Below are 26773 nucleotides of genomic sequence, written 5' to 3'. Positions count from 1 at the left end.
ACAGGAGGATCAATACCCCTGTGCGAGCAGAAAGTCTTCAGTCAGATCGAACTCAGGCACGCGTTTCTGCTGCGCGGCAAACTTCACCAGCACATCGGCTTCAATGTTTACGGGCCGGCCCGGCCGCATGGTGTGCAGATTCGTTGCCAGGTAGGTGTGGGGAATGATTGCGACCGTGACCACATCTCCTTCCGGCAGGCCCGGCTCAAAGCTGGCAATGGTCAGGCTGATGCCCTCGATGGCGATCGATCCCTTCTCGATCATGAAGCGGGTCACGTTTTCCGGAACCGTCACCTTCAGCCACCAGTCGGCCAGTGCGGGGTCTGCCTCATCGGAAACCTGTTCGAGCGATACCAGGCTGCCGACACCATCCACGTGGCCCTGAACCACATGCCCTCCGAGAGGACTTCCTGCGGCGGTGGGCAGCTCCAGGTTGACCTCCGATCCCGGTTGCAGGACCGCCAGCGAAGTGCGGTTTACCGTCTCCTGCGCCAGGTCGGCATGGAAGACGGGAGGATCGGCCTCCGGCTCGATGTCGAGAGCCGTCAGGCAGACTCCGCTCACCGCAACGCTGTCGCCCTCGCGGAGACGCGAAGCGAGTCCCGGGGCGGCTACGGTGATCCGTCTTGCTCCGGAGCGCTCCTCCACACTGACGATGGTCCCTGTCTGCTCTACCAATCCTGTAAACATATCTCTAAGCTTATCGCAGGTGACTTACAGCATATGACCTTACGTATATGACGTTAGCGGACCAACAGAGCGAGGAGCATATCGCGCTCACGCGGCGCATTGTCAGGACGGCCTTTCTCAGCTTTCTCTGCTATTTGTGCATTGGGATCCAGCTTGCCGTGCTGCCTTCCTTCGTCCATCTGGACCTGGGATACATGCCGTTGATGGCGGGCCTTGCCATCAGCATGCAGTACGTTGCCACGCTGGTCACCCGGCCATGGGCAGGCCATATGGGCGACACGTTGGGAGCCAAGCGTACGGTGATGAAAGGCCAGGTGTACACCACCTGCAGCGGAGCCGTTCTGTTACTTGCCGCGTTGCTGCGCCATCGCCCGCTTCTCTCCCTGCTGCTGCTTCTGGCCAGCCGCCTTCTGCTGGGAGCAGGGGAAAGCTGTACTGCTACGGGCGTCACGATCTGGGGTATGGGGCGCGTGGGGCAGGAGCACACGGCGGAGGTGATCTCCTGGAGCGGCATTGCCACCTACGGCGCGCTCGCCATCGGAGCGCCCGTCGGTGTCTGGGTAAACGGCCGGTTTGGTCTTGGCTCGCTGGCAGTGCTGGTTCTGATCCTCTCGTTCGCGGGCTATGTGCTGGCGGCGAAAATCGCAGCTGTCCGCGTCATCAAGGGGGAGAGCCTGACCTTCCAACATGTTCTGGGCAAGGTCTTTCCGCATGGCATGAGCCTCGCCCTGGGGACAGTCGGCTTCGGCGCCATCGCGTCTTTCATCACGCTCTATTACGCCAATCGCCAATGGAACAACGCCGCCTTCTCGCTCTCGGTCTTCGGGCTGTGCTTTATCGCCACCCGGCTGCTTTTTGCTCGCAGCATCGAACGCCGGGGAGGCTTCCCGGTCGCACTGGTTTCGCTGGCGGTGGAAACGGTGGGCCTGGTACTGCTGTGGCTTGCCTCGACCTCGTCGGTGGCTCTGCTCGGCGCGGGGCTTACCGGCACCGGCTTTGCCCTGGTCTTTCCCGCGCTTGGGGTGGAGGCGGTCAGGACCGTGTCACCAGCGAATAGCGGGTCCGCGCTTGGTCTCTATAACGCCTTCATGGATCTCGCGATGGGGATTACCGGCCCAATTGCCGGGCTGATCATCAGCGGCTATGGGTATTCGGGGATATTTCTCTTTGCCGCAGTCATGTGTGTCGGCGGCATCCTGCTCACGGTGGCGATCTATCGGCGGGCAACCCAATCCCGCCAGATAGACGAAGCTTAGTCAGGCGAAGCTCAGTCTGCCCAGGGATCGTGAATCAAACCCCGTATGAGCACGTCTTCGTCGAAGCGCACCATCTCCGTGTGCTTCAGCGTGATCCGCTTTCCTTCCAGACCGCCGATCAAGGGAACCGCATCCCCGCCCAGAAACCTCGGCGCATAGAACAGGCTGACTTTGTCCACCAGATCCTCGCGCAGGGCCTGTGTATTCAGCACAGAACCGCCCTCGAGCAGCACGCTGGTCATGCGCAGTCCGGCAAGCCACGTCAAAACCTGCTTGAGGGGCACGCGGTCGCCGTCGCCCATCTCCTCCACCTGCACGCCACGGTCCTGGAGCGCCTGGATGCGTGCCTGCTTTTCAAGCGTCGAACTTGCGGTGCAGAAGACGACCAGATCTCCTGCCGCGGAGCATACCAGGCGGGAATCGACCGGCAACCGGAGCTGGGAATCCACGATGGCTCGCAGCAGGGGGCGGCGGCGGGGAAGCTCGCTGCGGTCTGTCAACAGCGGATCGTCCGCCAGCGCCGAGTTGATACCCAGCAGAATTGCATCCGACGCGTGCCGCATGCGGTGTACCTCGGCGCGCGATTCTTCCCCGGTAATCCAGTACGGCTCTCCGCCGGAGTGGATGCCGCTTGCCGGAGCAATGCGTCCATCCAGGCTCAAGCCTGCCTTGAGCGACAGCAGCGGCAGGCCCGTGCGGATGGATTGGGCAAAGGCATCGTTCAGCCGCCGCGCCTCAGCTTCGCGGACCCCAACTGTCACGCGGATCCCGGCCGCAACCAGGTTCACAATGCCGCCGCCATTCACCTCAGGATTGGGGTCTCTGGTTGCCACGACCACCCGCGCGACTCCGGCAGCGATCAACGCGTCGGCGCAGGGTCCAGTTCGCCCCTGCGTGCTGCACGGTTCCAGCGTCACATACGCGGTAGCGCCCCGCGCCTCGGCTCCGGCATTTCGCAGGGCCACAATCTCTGCGTGGTCTTTCTCCGCATAGGCATGGAACCCTTCTCCAATGGCCCGGCCGTTCTTGACGATCACGCAACCCACCGTCGGATTGGGCGAGGCCAGACCGTTGCCCATCTCCGCCTGCAACAGAGCCCGCGCCATCCAGGCCTTATCCGCTTCATCATCTATGGCAATCGAGAACACGCATGGCCCCTTCCATTCCGTTCGAGGGATATCGTTTCTTCTCAGGCGGCCGCATAGGGCGCAACCGTGCAGAAAGCAAACCAGGAATCCGGCCGGACCCTAAAAGGAAATCCAGCCAGACCCTCAAATATTTGGTTGTGATCCGGCTGGAGATTCATCCCGTTCATCTTTCAATGGAATAACGGTTCCTAGATAAATAACGATTCTTAGATAGGATGATTCGTCTCAGTGACGTGACAGATATCCGGAAAAGAATTTTCTGTTGATGGGTTGAACACGCCAACCTGAAAAGAGCGGGCCAGCGGAAATGCCCATTCTTCCGCGCTTCTCATCGGTTGCCCAGCAGAGACTCTGCGAAGGCCTCGCTGTCAAAGGGCAGCAGATCCTCAATCTTCTCCCCCACTCCTACATAGCGGACAGGCAGCTTCAGCTCGCGTGCGATGGCCACTGCGATGCCACCCTTGGCAGTGCCGTCGAGCTTGGTCAGCACAATGCCTGTCACTCCCGCCGACTCGGTGAACAGTCGCGCCTGCTGCAGTCCGTTCTGTCCCGTGGTGGCGTCCATCACCAGCAGCACCTCATGGGGAGCGTCGGCGATAAACCGCTGCGTGGTGCGGCGCATCTTGTCCAGTTCGGCCATCAGGCCGCCCTTGGTATGCAGCCGTCCGGCGGTATCCACAATCACGATGTCGAAATTGCGAGCCTTGGCAACCTGCAGCGCGTCGAAGAGCACTGCCGTCGGATCTCCGCCCTGCTTGCTCTTGATCAGCTCCACTCCGCTGCGTTCGCTCCATACCTCCAACTGCTCAATCGCAGCAGCGCGGAAGGTGTCGGCGGCGCACAGCAGCACGCTTTTCCCCTGGCTGCGATAGAGTGCGGCCAGCTTGCCCGAAGTGGTGGTTTTGCCGGTGCCGTTCACCCCTACCATCAGGATGATCTCTGGCCCGCTGACGGTGGCGACTGGCCGCGCCTGCTCGTCGAGGATAGCTTTGATCTCTGTTTTGAGCAGTTGCCGGAGCTCCGCGCCGTCGCGTATCTGCTGGCGCTTGGCATGGTCCCGCAGAGTCTTCAGGATCTCTTCGGTCGTGCCGACGCCGAGATCGGAGGCGATCAGGCTCAGCTCCAGCTCATCCAGCGTGGCCTCGTCGACCTCGCGGGTCAGAGCGATAACGCCTTCGATCCGCTCCTCCAGGTTCTCCCGCGTGCGGGAGACGGCCTGTTTCATGCGTTCGAAGATGGATTTCTTTTCCGGCTCCTCGCTAAGACTGCCAAACAGCGTTTGAATCATTCCGACGGAATCCCTTTGCTCGTCCGCCTTGAGTGTATCAAGACACAGAAGCTGGCCTGCAGTCGACCAGGCACAGGGCAGCTCCCAGCGCAGGAGCCTTCATGCGGAAACAGGGTATTCCATGAGTAAAGAGGCCGCCAGGTGAAAAGGGACCGGGGCCGGCGCGCCTCTCCGCGGATCGTTCTTAGCTTCTGCCTGCCTCTGCCGCCATCTTCTGTTCCAGAAAATCCACCGGGGTTCTGCCGGCATCGCCGTGGGGCTGGAGGGCCTCGCGCTCCAGATAGCGAAGCAAGGCGTCTACAACTCTGCGATCCAGACGTGCTCCTGCAAGATCATCCATCACGTCGAGCGCTTCGCTAACGCTCATCCCCGGCTGGTGAGGATCGGCGCTGATCAGCGTGTCGAAGGTATCCGCCACGGCCAGGATGCGCGCTGCCAGCGGGATGTCGTCTTCCGTCAATCCGTAGGGATAGCCGCTTCCGTCCGGTGCTTCATGGTGCAGCTCCACCGCGGGAACCAGGTCGCTCAAGGACTCGACGGAGCGCAGAATGGCCGCTCCTCGAGAGGGGTGTGCCCGCAGAATCTCGAATTCCTGAACCGCCAGCAGACGGCCTTTCTTCTGCGCCGCCTCTCCGATGCCGATCATGCCGATGTCGTGAACCATCGCCGCCAGCCGGATGCGCTCGGTCAGTTCTTCGCCCAGTTCAAATTCTTCGGAGATGCCCGCCGCGTAGGCGGCAACCCGCTCGGCGTGCCCGCGCAGGAACGGGGAGCGCTCCTCGGTGGCCTTGGCCACGGTACAGAGAAACTCGTTTAGATCCGCGCGCGATTGGATCGCCTTCGAGCGCTCCTGGTTGATGGTGCGCTCCAGGCGCAGAGCGGCCTTCTCCCAGGCCTCCGCTACCTCTTCAAAAAAGAGCGTTTGCGGCGCGCGGCGTCCTCCCCGCGGCGGATCGGGAGGCTCGCTGATCGATGCTGCTACTCTGCTGCTCTCCTGCGCGATAGCGTTGGAGACGATCTGGCTTGCCAGCGCGCAGACTGCGAGACTGGTCAGGATCGCCACCATGGTGGAGAGTACGGCGGAGTGCCCCGAGGTAATGGCTGCCGTAGCAGCCGCTGAGCTGATTGCGCTTGTCGCGATCAGCAGGAGGAACAAAGGCAGAAAAATCCGAAATCGGAAGGCCGAAACGCTTTTCATGGAGTCATGCCGCATCCAGTTGCGGGATGAGAAAAGTTTAAGGGGAACTGCCTGTCCTTCCAGTCGCACGAAAGTCGTAAACGGGGGATCAAAGAGGGTAGCCACGCCAACGGATAACCCGCTAGTAAGTTACGAAACGGTAAGTTACTCGGGAGTTAGTGCGTCCGCGAATACCCGCTCGTATTCTGGCTATTCGTCGCGTCCGGGGCGGCTCATCAGCTCGTGCATTGCCTCCAGCGGAGACTTGCCCTGGTGCAGAATCAAATCCATCTGCTCGGTGATCGGCATCTCCACGCCATGCCGTTGCGCCAGGCCCAGGGCGGCAGTGGTGGTGTGCACCCCCTCGGCCACCTTGCCCTCCAGTCGCGCAAGAATCTCTGGCAGCTTGTGCCCTTTGCCCAGCTCAAACCCCACGGTGCGGTTGCGCGAGAGCGATCCGGTGCAGGTCAGCACCAGGTCGCCGATGCCCGACAGTCCTGCCAGCGTCTCGCGGCGCGCGCCGCAGGCTACGGCGAGCCGGGTAATCTCCGCCATGCCGCGGGTAATGAGCGCGGCGGCGCTGTTGTAGCCCAGGCCCAGTCCGGCTACCGTGCCGCAGGCAATGGCGATCACGTTCTTGATCGCTCCGCCAAGTTCCACTCCAATCACGTCGTCGTTGGTGTAGAGCCTCAGCGTCGGGCTGCTGAACTCGTTCTGGATGCGTATCGCATGCGCCATGTTGTCAAAGGCAATCGTGATCGCGGTAGGGAATCCGGCGGCAACTTCGGCGGCAAATGTTGGCCCGCTCAGCACTCCGCAGGCCAGCTTCAGGCCCTGCTCCGCCAGGGTTGCGCGGATCACCTCCGTCATGCGCAGAAAGGTCACATCCTCCACGCCTTTGGTGGCGCTGACGAGCAACTGCCCCGCATGCAGGGATGGGGCAATGCGCCGGTAGGTCTGCCGCAGAAACTCCGACGGCACCACACTGACTACAATCTCTGCTTCGCTTACCGCCTCGCGGGTGTCGGCGGTGATGCGAATCTCCTCCGGCAGAGGGAAGCCCGGCAGAAAGTCGACATTCTCGCCACGCGCCACTATGTCGTCGCAGATCTCCTGCGCATGCGTCCACAGTGTCACTTCGTGGCCACCGCGCCGGGTAAGGCTCAACGCAATTGCGGTTCCCCACGCCCCGCTGCCTAGAACTGCAATCCGGCTCATGCCGCACTTCCTTTCGGTTTGCCAAAGCGAAACTCGCTGCCCGTCAATAGACGGCGAATGTTCTGGTGATGCTTGACGATGATCACCGCCGGCATCAGAAACAGCGCCAATAGAAACAAGGGAGTATGCCATTCCGGGTACAGCCACAGGCCAAGCGGAGGCAACGCGATCGCCGCCAGGATCGAGGCCAGCGAGACGTACCGAGACAGGGCGAAGACCACTGCGAAGACGACGAACGAGCCGAGCGAGGCCAGCGGTAGCAGGAAGAGAAAGACTCCTAAGCCCGTAGCCACTCCCTTCCCGCCCTTGAAGCGCAGCCACACCGGGAAGACGTGACCCAGCAGGGCAAAGAGACCGGCGACCGCCGCCGCATCTCGTGGGTTGATGCTGCCCGCAAAGTAGCTGCGCGCCAGCCATGCCCCGGCAAATACCGCCGCCGCTCCCTTTGCTGCATCCAGCAGCAGCGTCAATGCTCCCAGGCCCTTTGAGCCGGAGCGCAATACGTTGGTGGCGCCGATATTGCCACTGCCCACGGCGCGGATATCCTCATGGCGCACATAGCGCACCAGAAGATACCCAAAAGGGATCGACCCCAGGAGATACCCGGTAAGAATAAGGACGAAGTAGTGTATTGCCAACATTCCGTTGGTAAGTCTATCAGCAGGGAGGCAATCGCCCGTTGTCCGGGGGCGTCGAAGGCCGGAAGGTCAGTGCTGAAGACCTGACTGTAGAGAGGAATCCGTGGTGTCAATGCTGCAAACTCTTGCGTATTGACTTCAGGTCCTCTGAGGCAAATCATGTTTCCCGGTCTTAGATCCTTCGCTGCGCTCGGGATGACAAGCGACAACTGCGCGCAGGATGACAAGAGTTCCGATCCAACAATCCATGTCAGGAGCAATCAGAGATGAAGAAGCAAATCCTCTCCAGGTTTGTTATCACGGCCGGCCTGGTCCTCGCCTTGCCAGGGATCGGATTCGCGCAGACCATAACCCGCATCCAGCCCTCCGGAACAACCCGGCCAGCCGCAGCAACTTCGGTCGACGCTTTGCAGACGGGCACCGCAGTCGGTGGCCCGGAGATCGATCCCGCCTTCACCTCAGACAGTGCGAACAACGCCACCGGTGCGGTCGCAATCAACCGTTCCATCGCGAAGCATGCAGGCGTGCCTATCGGCATTCCCGGCGGTCCGAAGTTTAAGTCCAATCCGGTGCTGGCCGGCAGTTTCGACGGGCTGAATCTGTACCAGCAGCGCTTTGCCAATGGCGGCAACCAGTTCACGACGGAGCCGCCGGATCAGGGGCTCTGTGTCGGCAACGGCTACGTGGTGGAGTCGGTGAACCAGGTCCTCCGGGTGTTTGATACCGCTGGCGCTCCGCTCATGGGCGCGGTGGATCTGAATACCTTTTACGGGTACGCGCCGGCGATCACCCGTTCCGGTCCAAACACGGGGCAATATGGCCCGGAAATCACGGACCCCTCCTGTTACTTCGACGCACAGACACAGCGCTTCTATCATGTGGTAGTCACGCTCGATCGCGTGGGAACCACCTCCGCGCTCTCCGGCCGGAACCATCTCGATCTCGCCGTGAGCAACTCATCGAATCCGCTCGGCTCCTGGACGATCTACAAGATCGACACCACCAACGATGGGAACAACGGCACGCCGGACCACCACTGCGACCAGGGCTTTTGCTTCGGAGATTATCCCCACATCGGTGCCGACGCCTACGGCTTCTACATCACCACGAACGAGTTTTCGCTGTTCGGGTCAGGATTTAACGGGGCGCAGATTTATGCCATGTCAAAGCGCGCGCTTGCTGCTGGCGGGCCGGTCTCGACGGTGCTCTTCAACACTGCGGATTCTCTCGATTCCAATGGGCTGCCGGGCTTTACGGTATGGCCTGCCGTCTCGGCTGCCATGCAATATGACACCAACTCCGGCGGAACAGAATTTCTGCTGAGTTCGGATGCAGTCTTCTTTGACAGTCAGTTTGATAACCGGCTTCGCCAGTGGAGCCTGACGAACACCTCCTCGCTTGACAGCGGCAATCCGCAACTCATCCTTGGCAATCGCTTCGTTGCCGTCAACGGTTACGCTGTGCCGCCGTCCTCCACGCAGAAGGCTGGCGATTATCCGCTGGGTCAGTCGCTGGGCGACCCTGAATCGAGGCTCGACAGCAACGACTCGCGCATGCAGCAGGTGTACTACGCCAATGGCAGGCTGTGGGCGGCGCTGGACACCGGCGTGACCTTTGACGGGATTCACGCGCTGGCTGGGGCTGCATACTTCGTTCTCAACCCAAACAGTGGTCATGTTATGACGCAGGGCTACCTCGCCGTGCCCAATAACAACGTGACGTACCCGGCGATTGCCGCGACAGCGAACGGGAGGGGCGCAATGGCGTTTACACTTACCGGACCGGACTTCTACCCCTCTGCGGGATACGCCTCGGTCGATGCGATTGCCGGCGCGGGCACTGTACAACTTGCGGCCGCCGGGGTGGGGCCATCGGACGGATTTACCGGTTATCCGCAGTACTCGAATCGTCCGCGCTGGGGCGACTACGGAGCGGCGGTGGCGACCGGCAATGATATCTGGCTCGCCAGTGAATACATTGGGCAGAGTTGCACGCTGGCCCAATGGATGGCCGACTCTACCTGCGGTGCTACCCGCGCCAAGCTGGGGAATTGGGACACGCGCATCTCGCGTTTGCAGATAAAGTAGGCTGCATTTCCGGGGGCCGCCGGGAAGCTGGCGGCCTCCTTCGTTACATCAGACGGCCGCTACATCAGGCGGCGGCGCACCATGTCCAGTGCCTGCTGCGTTGCCCACTGGCGAACGCGTTCGCGGTCTCCGCTGAATTGCTTCTCCAGCACATCGGTGTGTTTCCCATCGGAGACGGCAATATATACCAGCCCCACGGGCTTCTCTTCCGTGCCTCCGCCGGGGCCTGCGATGCCGGTGATGCCGCAGCCGAAGGTTGCTCCCACGCGCTCGCGGATGCCGTCGGCCATGGCTTCCGCTACTTCACCGCTGACCACGCCGTAGTCGTCAATCAGCGTCCGCGGAACGTCGGCAAACTCTGTCTTCAGGTCGTTGCTGTAGACGACTGCTCCACCGAGGAACGATCTGGAACTGCCACTGATCCTTGTCAGCCGCTCGGACATAAGCCCACCGGTGCAGCTTTCCGCCACGGCCAGAGTCGCTCCGCGCATTTCCAGGTAGTAGAGGACGATCTGCTCCAGCGTCTCCGCCTGCGAGGAGTAGATCGAGTCGTCCAACTCCTCTTCGATCTTCTCCGCCAGCTCGTCCACGCGATGCTGCGCCAGGTCCATCGCTTTCTTCGCGCATAGCAGATTGATCTGGATATCTCCGGTACCCGCCAGGATCGTCGTCTCCACGTCTCCGTATTTCTGGTAGATGGGAGCGATCCGCGCATCTGCCGCGGATTCGCCGATCATCGCCGCTTTCAGCGTCCGGCGGGCAATAAAGCGCGGCGGCAGCGTGGACTGCAGCAGCGGCATGCACTCATTGTCGAACATGGGCTGCAACTCCGACGGTGGACCCGGCAACAAAATCACCAGCTTGCGATGACCGCCATACACCGTATCCAGCCACTGCCCTGGAGCCGTTCCGTTCGGATTGTCGAGGATGGTTGCGTTCTCCAGCCTGTCGCCCTGCCGCGTATTATTCGGCGTCATCTGCGTGCGCCTCGCCGCAAAGCGGGCATACAGCTTGGCCACAATCTCAGGGTCGCGCTTCAGCGGAATCTTCAGCGCGGTGGCTACCGCTGGCCGTGTCAGGTCGTCTTCCGTAGGCCCCAGGCCTCCGGTCAGGATCAGGATGTCAACCCGGCGCAGCGCTGTCTGGATGGCGTCAACCAGGTGATCCTTCCGGTCTCCCACAATCGTCTTGAAGATGACGCGCACGCCCAGCCCGTACAAGCGGTCGGTGACAAAGAGGGAGTTGGTGTCCTGCCGGTACGGCGTCAGAAGTTCTGATCCGACGGCGATGATTTCACAGTTCATCTGGGCCGATCTGTACCTGATAAATTTGGGCCGATCCGTTTTCTTACGCTCGACCCAATTCACAACCAACGCAGGATGCTACCACTGGAGCCAGGGATTTCTGGACAAAAAACAGCAATGTCTTGCAGGCCAGCCCCTTTTCCCTGAAACGCACCATGCTCCTGCCAGGCTGAGACTAGAAGAAGCGCAGGCCCTCAATCCCCAGGAAAACATGATAAACGGCGGTGCCGGTAGCCAGGACCATCATTCCATCGCGGCCCAGGGCCAGCCCTACCAAATTGGAACCTGCCAGCACCAGCGATGCCTCTCCGGAACGAGTGATGCGGATGACTCCGCGCTTGCCCCCCAGCGAGGCTGTTACATACAGGTTGCCGTGGGTGTCGACCGCCAGTCCCTGCGGGCGTCCCAGGCCGCTGTAATAGACATGCGTGGCCCCGTCGCGGTCGATCGCATATACGTTGTCGTGGCTCGAAGTGGTTGGCCCGGTTACAAAGAGCGTGCCATCCAGTCCAAAGGCAAGGTGGTAGGCCGCTACGCTCGGCTCCAGCGTGGCAAAGACGAAGATCTGCCGGTCCCGCGAAATCTTGAAGATAGTGCCGGAGCGGTCCCCAACATACAGATCACCCTTTTCGTCGAAGGCCAGCCCGGTAGCCACGCCCATTCCTTCGGAGTACAGCGAAGCAGCGCCCTCTGGCGACACGCGATACACCGTGCCTTCGTGCCGCGACGAAACATAGAGATAACCCGCTGGATCCAATGCCAGTCCGGTAGCGTTCATCACGCCCGTCAGAAAGCTCTCCGGTTCGCCATCCGGCGTCACCTTGAAGACCGAGACGGGCGTCTGCTGCCCGCGAGGCCCGGAGAAGGTGACGTAGACATTTCCCGCAACATCGATCACCGGATTGCCGACGGCATGCACACCCTCGGCCAGCAACTGTGCAACCTTCAACTCCAGCGGGTTGCTGTGCACCTCGCCCTGTTGAATCCGCACCTCTCCTGCGCCGTGGGTCTCCGGCACGCGGACGATCATGCGTTGCGAGCGGCTCAGCAGCACTGCCGCCGCCGACCCGTCCACCAGGGCGGTTGGGATTCGGGAGTCGATCGGCCCCAGGTTTGCTCCCCGAAGCTCTACTTCTCCACCCGGCAAGGCTGCTCCGGGCACGACTGCGTCAAGCACCGGCCGCAGCGTTGTGTTCCGTTCGCGATTCAGAAAGGTCATCTCGGTCCCGTCATTCCCATCCGTGCCGTTGGCCCGGTGCGCTCAAAAAATCATTGCGCTAAAACCAATGGCGGGCAAACTGCAAGATAAGCAAAGCATACAGCCCGGCGGCTACATCATCGAGCATGATGCCCCATCCGCCCGGCAGATTTTCCAGTTGCCGCGCAGGCCACGGTTTCACAATGTCAAAAGCGCGAAACAGCAGCAGCGCCAGCAAGGGGTGTCGCCAGTCCACCGGGCAGGCGATCAGTGCGATCCACTGGCCCACTGCTTCATCCACTACCACGTGGCCCGGATCTTCGCGGCCCGTCTCCCGGGCCACGATGGTTCCCGCCGGAATCCCAATCACGGTCGCCAGCAACGCAGCCGCGGCGGTAATCAGGGCAAGGTGCAGCGTCGACGGAGCGGCAAAATGCGCCAGCAGCCACCACAGCAACAGCGCTGCTATGGAGCCCCATGTCCCGGGCCCCGGTTTACCCAGCCCCGCGCCAAAGAAGGTTCCCACGACCCATGCCCAACGCGTCTTCAGTCCCGGGAACCTACTCATCGTTGCTCGAACTCTTCTCCGCTGAAGGAGGCAGATCTTCCAGCACGTCAGGGTCAAGGATGGGCGATGAAATCCGGTACACCCCGCTCGCCCATTTGCCCAGGTCGATCTGCCGGCAACGATCACTGCAGAACGGATAATCCTCGTCCTTCATGGTGACGATCGTTCGGCACGTAGGACAACGGAGAATAGTTTTCTTTGCGGCTTTCTTTTTCGCTGTGTTCATGATGACTGGCAACCCAACTGTATCCTGCTGCGTTACACGATCCTTCCTACCACATCGTATTCATGCGCCTCGGTGATCTCGCAGCGGTAGAAGTTTCCCGGCGTCAGCTCTTCCTGCTCCCCGAAGTCGTTGATATAGATCTTGCCGTCAATCTCCGGTGCGTGGAACTGCGAACGAGCCTCCCACAGCATCGAGGTCTCCTCGGATTCGCCTTCAACCAATACGTCCAGCGTGCGGCCTACCCATTGCTTCTTCGCCTTTTTGCTGATGCCTTTTTGCAGGCGCATCAGAGCCCGCCGCCGGGCCTCAATCGTGCGCTTCACCACCTTGTCTTCATGGTGGAAGGCCTTTGACCCGTCTTCATCCGAGTAGCTGAAGACTCCGAGCCAGTCAAACCGCGCCTCCCGCACAAAGTCGCTCAATACGGCGAAGTCGGCATCCGTCTCGCCGGGGAAGCCGACGATAAATGAGGTCCGCAGCGCGATTCCCGGCACGGTGGCGCGAACCTTCTCCAGCGTCTTCAGGAAGATCTCCGCCCCTGCGCCGCGCTTCATGTTTTTCAGCACTGCCGGCGAGGCGTGCTGCAACGGCACATCCAGGTATTTGCAGATGTTCGGGTGCAGCGCGATGGTCTCCAGCAGCTTCCCGGTGATCTTATTGGGATAGGCGTAGAGGAAGCGCAGCCACCGCAGCCCTTCGATGCGTGCCAGCCTGTCGAGCAGCAGCGCCAGGCCGTCCTTCATGCCAAGATCCTCGCCGTAGCAGGTGGTGTCCTGACCCACCAGCGTAATCTCCTGCACGCCCTGCGCCACCAGCCGCTGCGCCTCTGTCACCACCGACTCAAAGCGGCGCGAGCGAAACTTGCCGCGCAGATTGGGAATAACGCAGAAGCTGCAGGGATGATCGCAGCCCTCGGCGATCTTGATGTAGGCGGAGGAGCGCGGCGTTGCCAGCAGCCGCGGCGTCGTTTCGTCGTAGAGGTACTTCGGAAGCGCAGGCGCTGCGCCGTCCCACTCCGTGCGCGCAAAGCGGCCTTGCTGCTCGCGCAGATCTCCCTCTGCCCGCGAAGACTCGGCAGCGGTCAGGATGTTGAAGGGCGATGGCGCCTGGTTGAGCATGGGCCGCTGCAACCCCGCGGCTGCCAGGATCTGCTCCAACTCGCCTGTGCCCACCACGGCGTCCACTTCGGGGATGTTCCTGCGAATCTCATCGCGATAGCGCTCCACCAGGCAGCCAGCCACAATCAGCTTCTTGCCCGCACCGGTCGCCTTGTGCTGCGCCATCTCCAGAATCGCGTCCACCGACTCCTGCTTGGCCGAGTCGATGAACGAGCAGGTGTTCACCACCAGCACATCGGCGTTCTCGGGAGACGAGGTCATCTGTGCCCCGGCCTGGTTCAGCAGACCCATCATCACTTCGCTGTCCACCAGGTTCTTAGGACAGCCAAGGCTGACGAAGCCCACCTTCACCGGCGCTGCGGAGCCAGGTTGGGCGAGGTCGATGGAGGGACTCGGCAGAGCGTCTGTCGCGTCGATTGCAGGTTTCTGGGGAAGATGCTTCACCCTACTATTCTAACGGAGCCGCCGGTCTTCGGCTTGGTCAGCGGCTGAGTCAGGGGCTTGGTCAGAGGTCGGCCGAGGTCGGGTCAGGGAGTAGAGTCGGGCCCAGCCTGGCGCAATTGCTGCCCGTAAGCATTCGTCAGGTTCCCTCGCGGATGGCTGGTCGCTCGGGAACCTGCAATGACGATGCGCGATGGAGATGCGCTAGAACATATAGCCGAAGCCTACCGAGAGAACCGGAAAGAACGATGCGTAGCTCAGATTGTTGTTGTTGCGCGCTATAAATGCTGCGAGATTCTTCTGGAAGCCCGCGTCCTGCATAACAGGCTGACATCCGATGGCCGGTGGCAGCGTAGGATCGCACGCGCTGCCGCTGAAGTTAACCTTCAATCCGGGCTGGCCCACATAGTAGAACCCAAGTTCTGTAGGGATGCTTATGTGACTCCGTTTGCGCGGGACGATATTGCCGAACCCAAGGGTAAAGCCAGGCGAAGTCCTGCGAAAATCGACCGATCCGCTTCCGTGCAGCGGGTCGGTTGCACTGCTGACGTAATCCTGGCCGTTCAAGGTCACTGTGCTGCCTGGGGGAATCACTGCGGTCGCCTGCATCCGGTTGTTGTTTGCGAAGACGACCTGCGGGCTCAAGCGAAACCGCCCGCCGAATGGAAACCAATCCAGAGATGCGTGCCCGGATCGCAGACGGAAGTCGATGGCGACATTCGCTCCCTGCTCCTGGAAGGAGGTGGAGTAGCTGAAGAAGTCTGAGCCGGCGCGAAGATTGAACTTCCTGGAGAGAGGCGTTGCTACATCGAATCCAACTCCGCCAAGTCCTACGTGCGAGTCAATGCCAATCCTCGAAAAGGGACGAATGGCTTGGGGTATACCAGTGCTGGGAGCAGGAAGAATTGCAGAAGTTGCCGCGGCGGAGTCTGCGTCGGCAGCGCGGTCACGACTCGAGCTGAAAGCGTGCAGCGACTGAAATGAGGCATCTGAGGTTGAAGCTGAATAAGCGGCTCGTCGTCCGGACAGGCTTTGCGACAGTCCGCTATTGTCGAAGAGAAGCATGGTCAGGATAGCTGTACCGAGGATTCTTGATTTCATTCTGTAGCGGGTTCCGCCCTCTATGAAAATGAATGAAGATTGAAGAGAAAACTTTCTCTCCCTACCTCTATCGGCAGCCCGCAGGAAAAGCTAAAAGCCGCCGCTCAAATTCCCGGATCCACAAAGACGCACTTCAAGGCTGTACTTCGCCACGACCTACTTCGATTGGCCCTCGGCGATGGTATGATTCAAGAGTGCCGGGTCCTACGCGACTCAATCCCGCCAACCCCGCCAGGTCCGGAAGGAAGCAACGGTAACGGGTCGTTGTGTGCGCAGTAGGTCGCCCGGCATACACTTAGCCCACCTTCCCGGCTCATGGACAGACGCATCCCCTTCAGTAGAGAATATGGGCTGGAACACGGCCTTCAGGAGATATCCATTGAGCTTAGAAGTGCGTCCGCGTGTGGCAAGACGCGCCAAGATTACAGCCCTCGGTACTTACGTCCCGCCTCGTATCCTCACCAATGCCGACCTGGAAAAGATGGTAGACACCAACGACCAGTGGATCGTGGACCGCACCGGCATCCGCGAGCGGCACATCGTCGATCCCGGAGTGGCAACCAGTGATATGGCTGCGGAAGCTGCGCGCCGCTGCCTCGCCGAACGCGGCATTGCCGCAACCGATGTCGAGGCCATCATTGTCGCCACCGTAACGCCGGACATGCTCTTTCCGGCGACCGCCTGCCTGGTGCAGGACAAGATTGGCGCCAAGGGCGCATGGGGATTCGATCTCTCCGCGGCCTGCTCTGGCTTTGTCTATGCTCTGCAGGTTGGCAGCAAGCTGGTTGAGTCCGGAGCGCACTCCAAGGTCATGGTGATCGGCGCGGACACGATGTCGTCGATCCTCGACTACACGGACCGCTCCACCTGCATCCTCTTCGGCGATGGCGCCGGCGCTGTGCTCCTTGAGCCAGCGGAGGAGGGCGAACTGGGCATGCTCGACTTCGTACACGAGATCGATGGCTCCGGTGCCTGCTCTCTCTATATGCCCGCTGGGGGAAGCCTGCATCGCCCCAGTGCCGAGACTATTGAAAAGAAGATGCACTATGTCCGCCAGGACGGCCAGGCGGTCTACAAATACGCCGTCCGCAAGATGGCTGAAGTCGCGGAGAAGGTACTCACGAGAAACGGCATCACCGGCAAGGACCTCGGCTGCTTCATCCCTCACCAGGCGAATAAGCGCATCATTCTCTCCACCGCGGAGCGCCTCGGGCTGACGCCTGAGCAGGTCATCATCAACATCGATCGCTACGGGAATACCACCGCCGCAACCATCCCGCTGGCCATGGATACCGCGCGGCAGGAAAACCATCTGCATCGCGGCGACCTGGTACTGATTGCCTCGGTTGGCGCAGGGTTCACTACCGGAGCTTCGCTGCTGCGCTGGGAGATTTAGCGGGTCAGCGAAGAAGTGGTCACAGAGTCCGCAGAAAAACGGCCGGCAAGGGGATTCATCCCTGCCGGCCGCGTTTTTTAGAGGCTCGTTTTTTCAGCCGAGGGGTGCTTCGCCGAGCCGCTATCTAGCTAGTTTTGGCGGCTGTCGTTAGCTCGCGCAGCGCCGGAGCCTTCGGTAGCACGCCGCACTCCTCCGCATAGCGGAAGAACAACCTCATCGCTTCCATGCAGCTTTCGTCCATTACGTAGTGGATATTGTTCGTGAGATACGAGCGGATCGCCTCGCGCGAGAGCGAAATCCTCGACGTCCATTCCTCCGCCAGATCGTCGATACGCTGCATCCCGTGATCCCGCGACTGCACAAAATCCTCGACGATAACTTCCTCGCTCACGCCTGCTGCTTGTGGAGCCTCGCTGCGCACGGCCCAGAAAGCGGAAACCCAGGGCGTGCCCGTATGCAGTCTCCACTCGTGTGCCAGGTCGATATATGCCAGCTTTTCTCCGGTGCGCAGTTCGCGGGCTGGCGCATCCTCAAGCGCCATCAGCGCCCGGTCGCCAATCAGCAGAGCCGCATCGCAGTGCTCCAGCATCGCGTCCAGAGAGGGTGCGTGCTGCACAAACTCCGGCTGTCTGCGCCAAACGCGCTGGAAGAGGATCTGTGTGTAGGCCAGCGAAGCACGCGACGAAGTATCCGCCGCCACGGTCCTCACTCCATCCATGGCTTTTGCCTGCGGCACCACCAGCAGGATCGAGCGCACGAAATCAATTGAGGCGATTGCGCAGCCGGGAATAATGGAAAGATTCGGGGTGGTTGGATACGTGGCAATCGGCACCAGTCCGATATCCGCCGTGCCGTCTTTCAACTGTGCGGCGCACTGCGAAGGCATGGTGCGGTGGATGCTGTAGCGTCTTGCGAGTTTGGCTTGTTCGGGATCGTGCTCGAAGTCCCACATCAGCGGGGCCGGATTCAAAAAGTCAATCGCTGCAATTCTTAGTAGGGGAAGTTTTTTTGAGTGACTCACTTTTCCAGTCTACCCCCACACTTTGCCAAGGCTTTGCGGCCTCTTCTCCGCACGTCCGCGGGCTGCGCGCGTCCTGCTCCGCTTGACACCAAACAGCCACGCAGCTAGTGTGAGCGCAACTAGCAAAAAATAAATCTCCCATGCAGGGTGATCTCGAATCGCTCCTGCAGATGGATGTTTTGCGCTGAGATGAAGCTTCCTTCTCTAGTAAAATCCGGCAGTCCCACCGCGCCCGCCGCAGCCGCTCCCTTGCCCGCTCCATGGACAGAGGACCGCCTCGCGTGGCTTGCCCTCTCGCTTACCTCCGGCCTCGGCCCGCGTCGAATCCTGCAGGCAGTCGAGAAGCTTGACTCGCCCGCCCGTATCTTCCAGCTTGCTCTAACTGAGTTGGAGTCGCTCAATTTTCCCGCCGCCGCGGTGCGCTTCGTGGCGGAAGGCAAAGCACGTGCCGAGGCGGAGGAAGAGTGGAAGCGTGTCTACGCCGAAGGGGGATCGCTGCTCACATACTCGGATGACGATTACCCGGAGCGGCTCAAGGAAATCTACGATGCCCCGCCAGTTCTGTGGATTCGCGGCGATCGCTCGCTCCTGGCGCGGCCATCGCTCGCCGTCATCGGCACGCGTCATCCCACGCCATACGGAGCAGGGATGGCGGAGATGCTTTCGCGGGATCTCTCCCATCGCGGCCTGGTCATTCTCAGCGGCATGGCCCGCGGCATCGATAGCGCCGCGCACAAGGGAGCGCTGGCTGCCAAGGCTCCCACCATCGCTGTCTGGGGCACGGGGATCGATGTGATCTATCCCAAGGAAAACAAGTCTCTTGCCGAGCAGATCCTGCTGGGCGGCGGAGCCATCGTCTCCGAATACCGCCTTGGCACGTATCCCGCACCGGCGAATTTCCCTCGCCGCAACCGCATTCTCAGTGGCATCAGCGTGGGCGTGCTGGTGGTGGAGGCAGGCGAAACCAGCGGAACCCGCGTCACGGCCCGCTGCGCCCTCGAGCAGAACCGGGATGTGTTCGCTGTACCGGGAAATGTGACCAGCAAGACGGCATGGGGCCCGAACACCCTCATCAAGCAGGGCGCAAGGCTTGTAGCCACCTGGGAGGATGTCTGGGAAGACCTGCCATCGCAGGTGCGAATCCAATTGGAAGAACAACTTGCGGCGGAATCCGGGTCGGCTGGGGCGGGCGGGTCTGCATCCAATCCACCGGCTTCTGCATCCCTTGTTCAGGATTTGCCGCTGGTGCCGAATGAGAATCTCGTGCTGCAGGCCCTGCATCAGGATGAAGCGCTGCAACTGGACGAGATCATGGAAAAACTTGAGCCGGAACTGACTTCTTCTGAAGTGTTTACCGCGCTGTTTGAGTTGGAGCTCACGGGGCGCATCCGGCAGCTACCGGGAAAAAATTATGTTCGCAGTTTTTAATGAGTCGCTGCGAATTCAGGCCGGTTGGCGATGCATGCCGCGGAAATTTTGCCTCTTCGCAGGTGGATTCAAAACGCAGGACGTGGTAGCTTCCAGAAAATCAGAGGATGAGTCGCGATGCACATTAGCTGCATCCCCTGTAAAGGAAAACAATGAGTAAATCTCTCGTGATCGTCGAATCTCCCGCGAAAGCAAAGACGATCAATAAATATCTCGGCAACGACTACGTGGTGGAGGCCTCCTTTGGCCACATCATGGATCTGCCGAAAAAAGATATCGGCGTCGAGCTTGAGCACAGGACGTTCAAGCCGACCCTCATCGTCACACCAGACAAGGAGAAGCTGGTAGCCAAGCTCAAGAAGCTTGCCGAGAAGGCGGATACCGTCTACCTGGCGCCCGATCCTGACCGCGAAGGCGAAGCGATTGCCGCTCACCTCGCCATCCAACTCACCCCATCGCTGAAGGGCAAGGGCAAGATCCGCCGCGTTACCTTTAATGAGATTACGAAGAAGGCAGTCGTCGAGGCCTTCAAGCATGCCCGCGATGTGGATAAGCACCTCGTGGATGCGCAGCAGACGCGCCGCGTCCTGGACCGCATCGTCGGCTACCAGATTTCACCCCTGCTCTGGGACAAGGTTCGCCGCGGCCTCTCTGCCGGCCGTGTGCAGACGGTCGCCGTGCGCCTCATCGTCGAGCGCGAGCGGGAGATCAAGGCATTCAATCCTGTCGAGTACTGGACGATCGATGCCGTGCTCACTCCACTCCCCTCGGGACCGGAGTTTGTTGCCCGCTTCGTCGGCATCGACGGACGCAAGGCCGAGGTGCCGACCGTCAGCACCGCCAGCCTGCCCGATCAGTCAGCCACCGATGCTGTGCTCGCAGCGCTGCCGAATGCGGCATGGCGCGTGCGTACCGTGGAGAAGAAAGAGCGCCGCAAGAGTGCCGCTCCTCCCTTTACCACCAGCAAGCTGCAGCAGGATGCTTCGCGGCAGTTGGGATTCAACGTCAAGCGCACCATGGGCATTGCCCAGCGCCTCTATGAGGGCGTCGATATCGGCCCGGAAGGCACGGTCGGCCTCATCACGTATATGCGTACCGATTCGACCCGTGTTTCACCGGATGCCATTGCGTCCGTGCGCGGCTACATCGGTAAGAAGCTTGGCAAGGAGTACCTGCCTGCCCAGCCCAACGCCTTCAAGTCGAAGAAGGACGCGCAGGATGCGCATGAAGCGATCCGGCCCACCAACGTCGAGTTGCACCCGGACGAGATTCACCGCTACCTCAGCGAGGAGCAGTACAAGCTCTACCGCCTCATCTGGCAGCGCTTTGTCGCATCGCAGATCGTGCCCGCTGTCTACGACCAGACCATCGTCGATATCGAAGCCAAGGCGGATCGCTCGTATGACTTCCGAGTGACCGGCTCGGTGCTCAAGTTTGACGGATTCCTGCGGGTGTATGAAGAGGCGAAGGACTCCAAGGACGAAGACGACGAGTCGTTGAAGAACTCGCTGCCCGCGCTCAGCGATGGGCAGAAGCTCAAGCTGAACCAGACCTTGCCGGAGCAGCACTTTACCGAGCCGCTGCCGCGATACAACGAAGCTTCGCTGGTCAAGGTGCTGGAGGAGCGCGGCATCGGACGTCCGTCCACCTACTCGTCCATCATCACCACCATCCAGGACCGGAAGTACGTGACCAAGGTTCCTCCGACGGGTCGTGCGGGACGCTTCTATCCAACCGAGATTGGCATCGTTGTCACCGACCTGCTGGTCGCCAACTTCCCCTACATCTTCGATACGCAATACACCGCACGCCTCGAAGAGGAACTGGACGAAATCGAAGAGGGCAAGGAGAAGTGGACCGACCTGCTGCGCGGCTTCTACGGACACTTTGAAGAGGAGCTCCAAAGCGCCGAGAAGCACATGGAAAACATCAAGCGCATGGAGCATCCCACCGATCAGAAGTGCGACCTGTGTGGATCTCCCCTGGTGATGAAGTGGGGCAAGTTTGGCTCGTTCTACGCCTGCAGCGCCTACAACAAGAAAGACAAGAATAGCTGTACCTTTACCAAGGAAAACTTCGAAACCAAACCCGACCTCAACACCGCGGAGGCGCAGGAGGCCGAGCAGGCGGAGGAGTATTGCGAAGCCTGTGGCCGCGTCATGGTGCTCAAGCGTGGACGATTCGGCATGTTCATGGCCTGCCCGGGATACAACGAGGATCCGCCTTGCAAGACCACCCGCAAGCTGGATCAGAAGGTGCAGCAGAAGCCGCCGGTTCCGCTCGAGGAGCACTGCCCCAAATGCGGCGAGCAGTTGGTGCTGCGCAATGGGCAGTATGGCGAGTTCGTCTCCTGCTCCGGCTATCCCAAGTGCAAATACATTAAGCAGAACACCATCGGCGTCCACTGCCCCCTGTGCAAGGATGGGGAGATCGCCGAGAAAAAGGCGCGTCGCGGCAACCTTTTCTACGGCTGCACGAACTATCCCAAGTGCAACTTCACCTCCAACAACAAGCCGGTCGATCAGAAGTGCCCGGAGTGCGGCAGCCCGTACCTGGTGGAGAAGACGCTGAAATCCGGCGTTTATCTCGTGTGCCCCAACAACAAGAAGACCGCCGCCGAGGACGAGGCTCCCAAGCGGAAGAAGAAGGGGGAAGAGCCGGCTGCCGAGACTGTCTCCTGCAGTTACAGCAAGCGCATTGGAGATGCTCCTGTCCCGCCTCCGACGCCAACGCCCGAGACACATGGCCCGGTGCTGGAACCGGATCCTCCTGTCCCTGTCAGTTGAAGGGATGCGGTGCAGGGAAGCTGAAGTGGTTCATAAGAAAGCCCAGGCTCGCGGCGCGAACCTGGGCTTTTCCATTGCTTCGGCGGAACTGCGCTGAGAACTGTGTGACGAGTGATCCCGGCTCGAAGCGCGACCCGCTATACTAGGAACTACCGGACATACTAGGCACTACCGAATCTTCCTCCAACGTTAAGCCGCAATTACGCGATCACGATCATCATAGGAACGCACTCTCCATGGAAAAGCTCGCAACCAACGACGACGCGATGTTGATTCTCAAGCTCTACGAACTCCGTACCGAAGCCCTTCTGCGGGAGGCGCGTGCCTGGATGACGAACGAGTTCTGGCCCGCTAATGCAGAAGAGTTCTTTGCCGTGCAAAGAGCTGCCGGAACGCGCGAAAACGCCTTCCTGAGGCAGGTCACGAGTTATTGGGAGATGGCCTCGGCCTTTGTCCTGCACGGCTGTCTTTCGCCGGAGCTCTTCCTCGACTGCAATGGTGAGAGCATCTTCCTGCTGGCAAAGTTCGATCCGTTTCTCGACCAGATTCGCGAGCAGACGCCAACGTTCATGGCCAAGACGCAGGAGATTGTACGCAAATACCCCGAGGCTACAGCGAGATATGATCGCATCCGGCAAAACGTCGCCAAATTGCGTCCCGTCCGGCAGTAATCTCTTCTGACTGCCGATGCTCCCTGACCAGAGCGGCTCCCAGGGCAGATATCAAAGAACGCTCGACCGACAGAGGCACCAGGCTCCCTGCGCGCCGGCTCCCGGTTCCCGTTTTCACGGGGCCGGAAGCTGGCAGGAACCCTGCTCCGGCGGCAAAAGAAATCCCATTCTGCTAATGTTTAGAAGAAGCGTTTCCCCGCGATCTTGTCGCAGCAAAGGCAAGAGGGTCAGAAAGTCAGCGAGATGGCAAAAGCAATTTGGAATGGAAAGGTAGTCGCCGAGAGCGACGCCTGTGAAACGGTCGAAGGCAATCTTTATTTCCCCGAAGCGTCGATTAACCGCGAATATCTGCGCCCCAGCTCCACGGTTTCTACCTGTCCGTGGAAGGGGCAGGCCCGCTATTACAGCCTGCTGATCGATGGGCAGGAGAATCCGGATGCGGCCTGGTATTATCCCGATCCTAAACCCGCCGCCCGTAACATCAAAAATCATGTCGCCTTCTGGCGTGGCGTCGAAATCGAGAAGTAGGCCGACCCTAGGCAGCCCAAGGCCATTGATTTGAGTGGGCTACAGCCCAGCTTCCGCCGCGCGATGGCACGCTTGTTTGTTAGTAGGCCTGCAACTGCGCGATCGGCAGCTGAATCTGGAAGCAGGTAGCTCCCGGCTTTGACTTCACCGTGACGTAACCCCTGTGTTTGTGGATGATGCGGGTCACAGTGTCCAGGCCGAGCCCCAGTCCTTTGCCTGGCGGCTTGGTCGTGAAAAAGGGTTCGAAGATCCGGTCCTGCAGATCCGGCGGGATTCCGGGACCATCATCCCATACCTCGATCAGGATGTTCTCTCCGGCCTGACGGCAGCTTAGTTTCAGGTGTCCCTTGTCCCGCATGGCGTCGAGGGAGTTTTCAATCAGCGCGGTCCAGACCTGATTCAATTCACTCGCATAGGCGCTGATCATGGGCAGGTCGGGCTGGTAGTTGCGCTCAATCTCCACATTCGTCAGGCGCGATTGCAGCATGGAGAGAGTGGCCTCGATGCCCTTCGGAATGTCGATCTCCTGGATGGGCGCCTGGTCCATGTAGGAGTAGTCCTTGATGGCTCCGATCAACTCGAAGATGCGGTCGGTGGAGTGGAGCATCGCGTCTGCGATCTTCTCGGCCCGCAGCACGGACGCAAACTGCGTCAGCACCACCGCCACCTGCTCCAGATTCAGGAATTCCGCGAGCTCGTCCAGTTGCGCGGTCGTGGTGCCAAGCTCCGCCAGGTCCGGCGCGATCAGCCAGGTTTCGGGGACCCGCCTGCTCTCGAGCCAGCCGATGATGTCATCTTCGCGCTGCGGCTGGTGAGCCTCATCGAGCGCGGCGTTCGCCTTGCCGGATGCGTGGACCGCTCTCTCCCACGCTTCGATCTTTGCGGACTGCTGCTCGTTGAGGCAAAGTCTGCCCATGCGAAATTTTTCATGGCCGTAGACGCGCAACTCCTCCAACAGGCCCGAGGCGGCCCGCTGCGCCGCTGAGGCGGGGTTGTTCAGCTCATGCGCCAGATTGCCAGCCAGTTTGCCCAGGGCGGTCAGCTTCTCCGTCTGCTGCTCGATGCGCGTCACTTCGCGTACGCGATCCAGCAGCACGGAGACGATCCGCTGTCCGAACGAGGGGATGGTCTGCAGAATCTCGGGAAACAGAGAGCGGTCGAACTCCAGCGCCCATGTGTCGGATGTGGTAAAGCCCAGGCCGCCATAGCTCTTCATCCGGGAGAAGGGAAGCAGGGCTGTGATCTGGCCGGCGCGGCCAACAAAGATGGCGGTCGATGGACCACGTTCCCGCCTTACATGAACCTCGCCCTTGAGAATGATCATCATCTTTGTGGCGGGGTCGCCCTCGTGGAAGAGAGTGCTGCCTGCCGGAGCGAACCTCTCGGTTCCGTGGGCAGCCAGCCACTCCAGTTCGCCCTGGGAGAGATCGTGCAGGGGAGCGACGCGCTTCAGCGCAGCCGCGATATCGGGCAGCGGTGTCGGCGGATGATTCCCGGCAAACGCGCTGGTGCCTGAAGCCACTTCGGGAGCGACGGATTCGGAGGGGAGCGAAGTCATCGATTCACCTGTACTAATGGTAAATGAAGGCTGTGGATTACAGAGGAACCCACGGCCGTTGACGCTGCCGGCCGCGCTTTAGTCAGCCGAGGTGGGGTCGATTCTATTCCGCACCTGGAGAATCGAGTTTGCCGGAAATCCGCCCAGCCGGGCGTGCTCGCGGATCGTCGCCTCATCCGGTGCAATATAGATGCAGTAAATCTTGTCGTCGGTGACATACGACTCAATCCACTGGATTTGAGGGCCAAGATTTTTGAGGACGTCACAGGAAGTTCGGCTCACTCCTGCCAGCTCCTCACGGGTGAGTTTCCCAACACCGGGAATATCGCGCTCGATCACAAATCTGGGCATCCTCGGCCTCCGCCGCCAAAGCATATCACGCTCATCGGCGCCCATGAACTGGGTAGAAAGCCAGGGCCCGTTAACCCTAATCGAGCGGCGGCGGAGGGGGCGTTTTTTCGAGTTCCAGCGGTTTAGAGTTCCAGGAGTGAGGATCGCCGCATACCGGGTGTCTGCTAGAGAAAAAGGACAACGAAATCGGGAGAATCGGCTAAGTTTTGTCATCCTGAGCCTCATTTAGCCTTGTGATTCTGAGCCTTATCTAGCCTTATCATCCTGAGTCTTATCTAGCCTTATTATTCTGAGCCTTATCTAGCCTTGTCATCCTGAGCGAAGCGAAGGATCTGCTTCATAACGCGAATCGCGCATCCCAGGCAAAGGACCCGCCACCGCCGTCGTCCTCCGCTTCGTCTGGCGCAATTTCCCCTCGGAACGCCACCCGCTCAAGTAGGGTTAACAGGCTCTAATTTCTGCCCCCAAAATGCACGAACCGGACGGCTTGGCAGCCGCCCGGTTCGTGGAATCCAAAAGTCCAGGGTTGCGAGCTATTTTGCCCGCTCCGGGACTCCGTTTACCATGACGACGGGGTCGAGGAATGGCATCGCGGCGCGCAGCTTGGCGCCCACGGCTTCGATCTGCAGGCCAGCCTCCTGCTTCCGCATCTCCTCGAACTTGTGGCGGCCGGTCTTGTTCTCCTCAATCCAGTTCTTGGCGAAGGTCCCGTCCTGGATCTCGCCGAGGATCTTCTTCATTTCGGCGCGGGTCTGATCGTTGATCAGCCGCGGACCTGCGGTGTAATCGCCATACTCTGCCGTGTCGGAGATGGAGTAGCGCATGTATCCCAGCCCGCCGCGGTAGATGAGATCGACGATCAGCTTGAGCTCGTGCAGGCATTCGAAATACGCAATCTCCGGCTGGTAGCCAGCATCGACCAGCGTTTGAAAGCCAGCCTTGATCAATGCGCTGACGCCGCCGCAGAGGACTGCCTGTTCGCCGAAGAGATCGGTCTCGGTCTCTTCCTTGAAGGTCGTTTCAATCACGCCGGCGCGGGTGCAGCCGATGCCCTTGGCATAGGAGAGCGCCAGGGCATAAGCACCACCGGTCGCATCCTGATGAACGGCCAGCAGGCCCGGAGTGCCGCCGCCCTCGGTAAAGACCTCGCGCACGCGGTGACCCGGAGCCTTGGGCGCAACCATGGCAACATCGACGTCTGCGGGCGGCTGGATGGCGTTGTAGCGGATGTTGAAGCCGTGCGCAAACATCAGCATCTTGCCCTTGGTAAGGTGCTGCTTGATCTCGTCCTCGTAGATCTGAGCCTGCGACGTGTCGGGTGCAAGGATCATGATCACGTCCGCCCACTTGGCGGCGTCCGCGACGGAGAGAACTTCCAGGCCGGCCTTCCGCGCCTTGGCGATGGACTTGCTGGTGGAGGGCAATCCGATCCGTACTTCGCCGCCGGAATCCTTCAGGTTGAGGGCGTGTGCGTGCCCTTGCGATCCGTAGCCGATGATGGCCACTTTCTTCTTCTGGATGAGGGTCAAATCGGCATCTTGATCGTGGTAAGTCTTCGGCATTCTTCTTTTCCTCG

General features: G+C 60.5%; 24 protein-coding genes and 1 other RNA gene. 9 read left to right on the top strand and 16 right to left on the bottom strand.

Annotation, left to right across the window (positions count from 1 at the left end):
* Positions 1 to 9: 9 nt before the first annotated feature.
* Complete coding sequence (locus VM554_07090) at positions 10 to 690, bottom strand: riboflavin synthase (GenBank protein HVJ08131.1); 681 nt, start codon at positions 688 to 690, stop codon at positions 10 to 12.
* Between the two features lie 47 nt (positions 691 to 737).
* On the opposite strand from VM554_07090, the gene VM554_07085 reads away from it, so the two are divergent.
* The gene (locus VM554_07085; GenBank protein ID HVJ08130.1) at positions 738 to 1946 is read left to right on the top strand and encodes an MFS transporter; all 1209 of its coding nucleotides are present in this window, start codon (positions 738 to 740) and stop codon (positions 1944 to 1946) included.
* Between the two features lie 11 nt (positions 1947 to 1957).
* On the opposite strand, the gene ribD is transcribed toward VM554_07085, so the two are convergent.
* Entirely contained in the window at positions 1958 to 3094 is a 1137-nt protein-coding gene (gene ribD / locus VM554_07080; protein HVJ08129.1) for a bifunctional diaminohydroxyphosphoribosylaminopyrimidine deaminase/5-amino-6-(5-phosphoribosylamino)uracil reductase RibD, read from the bottom strand.
* A gap of 2 nt (positions 3095 to 3096) precedes the next feature.
* Here ribD and VM554_07075 point away from each other — a divergent pair, with 2 nt between their 5' ends.
* Positions 3097 to 3276 (top strand): hypothetical protein, encoded by a 180-nt coding sequence (locus tag VM554_07075; protein ID HVJ08128.1) that lies wholly within the window; start codon positions 3097 to 3099, stop codon positions 3274 to 3276.
* Between the two features lie 146 nt (positions 3277 to 3422).
* On the opposite strand, the gene ftsY is transcribed toward VM554_07075, so the two are convergent.
* The 4 genes from ftsY to plsY all read right to left on the bottom strand — a co-directional run bounded on the left by ftsY (position 3423) and on the right by plsY (position 7418).
* On the bottom strand, positions 3423 to 4382 hold the full coding sequence (gene ftsY / locus VM554_07070; protein ID HVJ08127.1) for a signal recognition particle-docking protein FtsY: 960 nt from the start codon (positions 4380 to 4382) through the stop codon (positions 3423 to 3425).
* Between the two features lie 184 nt (positions 4383 to 4566).
* Positions 4567 to 5580, bottom strand: a complete 1014-nt coding sequence (locus tag VM554_07065; GenBank protein HVJ08126.1) for an HD domain-containing phosphohydrolase — start codon at positions 5578 to 5580, stop codon at positions 4567 to 4569.
* Between the two features lie 189 nt (positions 5581 to 5769).
* Positions 5770 to 6777, bottom strand: coding sequence for an NAD(P)H-dependent glycerol-3-phosphate dehydrogenase (locus tag VM554_07060; protein HVJ08125.1), 1008 nt, complete (start codon positions 6775 to 6777; stop codon positions 5770 to 5772).
* A complete protein-coding gene (plsY, locus tag VM554_07055) occupies positions 6774 to 7418 on the bottom strand; it encodes a glycerol-3-phosphate 1-O-acyltransferase PlsY (GenBank protein ID HVJ08124.1) in 645 nt (214 codons plus the stop codon). Before plsY ends, VM554_07060 begins: the two co-directional genes overlap by 4 nt.
* 263 nt (positions 7419 to 7681) lie before the next feature.
* On the opposite strand from plsY, the gene VM554_07050 reads away from it, so the two are divergent.
* Positions 7682 to 9502 carry a hypothetical protein gene (locus VM554_07050; protein ID HVJ08123.1) on the top strand — a complete coding sequence of 607 codons (1821 nt, stop codon included), beginning with the start codon at positions 7682 to 7684 and terminating at the stop codon, positions 9500 to 9502.
* A 59-nt stretch (positions 9503 to 9561) separates the two neighbouring features.
* On the opposite strand, the gene VM554_07045 is transcribed toward VM554_07050, so the two are convergent.
* The 6 genes from VM554_07045 to VM554_07020 form a co-directional block, all read right to left on the bottom strand.
* Positions 9562 to 10806, bottom strand: a complete 1245-nt coding sequence (locus VM554_07045; GenBank protein HVJ08122.1) for a competence/damage-inducible protein A — start codon at positions 10804 to 10806, stop codon at positions 9562 to 9564.
* A gap of 175 nt (positions 10807 to 10981) precedes the next feature.
* Entirely contained in the window at positions 10982 to 12025 is a 1044-nt protein-coding gene (locus tag VM554_07040) for a hypothetical protein (protein HVJ08121.1), read from the bottom strand.
* A gap of 58 nt (positions 12026 to 12083) precedes the next feature.
* Positions 12084 to 12572 carry a phosphatidylglycerophosphatase A gene (locus VM554_07035; GenBank protein HVJ08120.1) on the bottom strand — a complete coding sequence of 163 codons (489 nt, stop codon included), beginning with the start codon at positions 12570 to 12572 and terminating at the stop codon, positions 12084 to 12086.
* Positions 12565 to 12798 carry a DNA gyrase inhibitor YacG gene (yacG, locus tag VM554_07030; protein HVJ08119.1) on the bottom strand — a complete coding sequence of 78 codons (234 nt, stop codon included), beginning with the start codon at positions 12796 to 12798 and terminating at the stop codon, positions 12565 to 12567. Before yacG ends, VM554_07035 begins: the two co-directional genes overlap by 8 nt.
* A 32-nt stretch (positions 12799 to 12830) precedes the next feature.
* Positions 12831 to 14360: a 30S ribosomal protein S12 methylthiotransferase RimO gene (rimO, locus tag VM554_07025; GenBank protein HVJ08118.1), complete on the bottom strand. Its 1530-nt coding sequence runs from the start codon at positions 14358 to 14360 to the stop codon at positions 12831 to 12833.
* 201 nt (positions 14361 to 14561) lie between these two features.
* Positions 14562 to 15458, bottom strand: a complete 897-nt coding sequence (locus VM554_07020; GenBank protein HVJ08117.1) for a hypothetical protein — start codon at positions 15456 to 15458, stop codon at positions 14562 to 14564.
* 195 nt (positions 15459 to 15653) lie between these two features.
* Here VM554_07020 and ffs point away from each other — a divergent pair.
* Positions 15654 to 15751: signal recognition particle sRNA small type (gene ffs / locus VM554_07015), an RNA gene on the top strand.
* An 86-nt stretch (positions 15752 to 15837) separates the two neighbouring features.
* Positions 15838 to 16854, top strand: a complete 1017-nt coding sequence (locus VM554_07010) for a beta-ketoacyl-ACP synthase III (protein ID HVJ08116.1) — start codon at positions 15838 to 15840, stop codon at positions 16852 to 16854.
* A 124-nt stretch (positions 16855 to 16978) separates the two neighbouring features.
* On the opposite strand, the gene VM554_07005 is transcribed toward VM554_07010, so the two are convergent.
* Positions 16979 to 17875 (bottom strand): menaquinone biosynthesis protein, encoded by an 897-nt coding sequence (locus tag VM554_07005; protein HVJ08115.1) that lies wholly within the window; start codon positions 17873 to 17875, stop codon positions 16979 to 16981.
* 189 nt (positions 17876 to 18064) lie between these two features.
* Here VM554_07005 and dprA point away from each other — a divergent pair, with 189 nt between their 5' ends.
* The 4 genes from dprA to VM554_06985 all read left to right on the top strand — a co-directional run bounded on the left by dprA (position 18065) and on the right by VM554_06985 (position 23288).
* Positions 18065 to 19303, top strand: a complete 1239-nt coding sequence (dprA, locus tag VM554_07000) for a DNA-processing protein DprA (GenBank protein ID HVJ08114.1) — start codon at positions 18065 to 18067, stop codon at positions 19301 to 19303.
* A 152-nt stretch (positions 19304 to 19455) separates the two neighbouring features.
* Positions 19456 to 22089, top strand: a complete 2634-nt coding sequence (gene topA, locus VM554_06995) for a type I DNA topoisomerase (GenBank protein ID HVJ08113.1) — start codon at positions 19456 to 19458, stop codon at positions 22087 to 22089.
* Between the two features lie 236 nt (positions 22090 to 22325).
* A complete protein-coding gene (locus VM554_06990; protein ID HVJ08112.1) occupies positions 22326 to 22760 on the top strand; it encodes a hypothetical protein in 435 nt (144 codons plus the stop codon).
* Between the two features lie 243 nt (positions 22761 to 23003).
* On the top strand, positions 23004 to 23288 hold the full coding sequence (locus VM554_06985) for a DUF427 domain-containing protein (protein ID HVJ08111.1): 285 nt from the start codon (positions 23004 to 23006) through the stop codon (positions 23286 to 23288).
* A gap of 79 nt (positions 23289 to 23367) precedes the next feature.
* Here the strand turns inward: VM554_06985 and VM554_06980 are convergent, their stop codons facing one another.
* The 3 genes from VM554_06980 to ilvC all read right to left on the bottom strand — a co-directional run bounded on the left by VM554_06980 (position 23368) and on the right by ilvC (position 26759).
* Complete coding sequence (locus VM554_06980; protein ID HVJ08110.1) at positions 23368 to 24846, bottom strand: ATP-binding protein; 1479 nt, start codon at positions 24844 to 24846, stop codon at positions 23368 to 23370.
* A 78-nt stretch (positions 24847 to 24924) separates the two neighbouring features.
* Positions 24925 to 25197, bottom strand: a complete 273-nt coding sequence (locus tag VM554_06975; GenBank protein ID HVJ08109.1) for a DUF4242 domain-containing protein — start codon at positions 25195 to 25197, stop codon at positions 24925 to 24927.
* Positions 25198 to 25730: 533 nt separating this feature from the next.
* Positions 25731 to 26759, bottom strand: coding sequence for a ketol-acid reductoisomerase (gene ilvC / locus VM554_06970; protein HVJ08108.1), 1029 nt, complete (start codon positions 26757 to 26759; stop codon positions 25731 to 25733).
* Positions 26760 to 26773 lie beyond the last annotated feature (14 nt).

Origin of the sequence: Acidisarcina sp. (assembly GCA_035539175.1) — a bacterium.
Classification (GTDB): domain Bacteria; phylum Acidobacteriota; class Terriglobia; order Terriglobales; family Acidobacteriaceae; genus JANXZS01.
The sequence above is the reverse complement of the archived record's forward strand: the minus strand, read 5'-3'. Positions and strand labels throughout refer to the sequence as shown.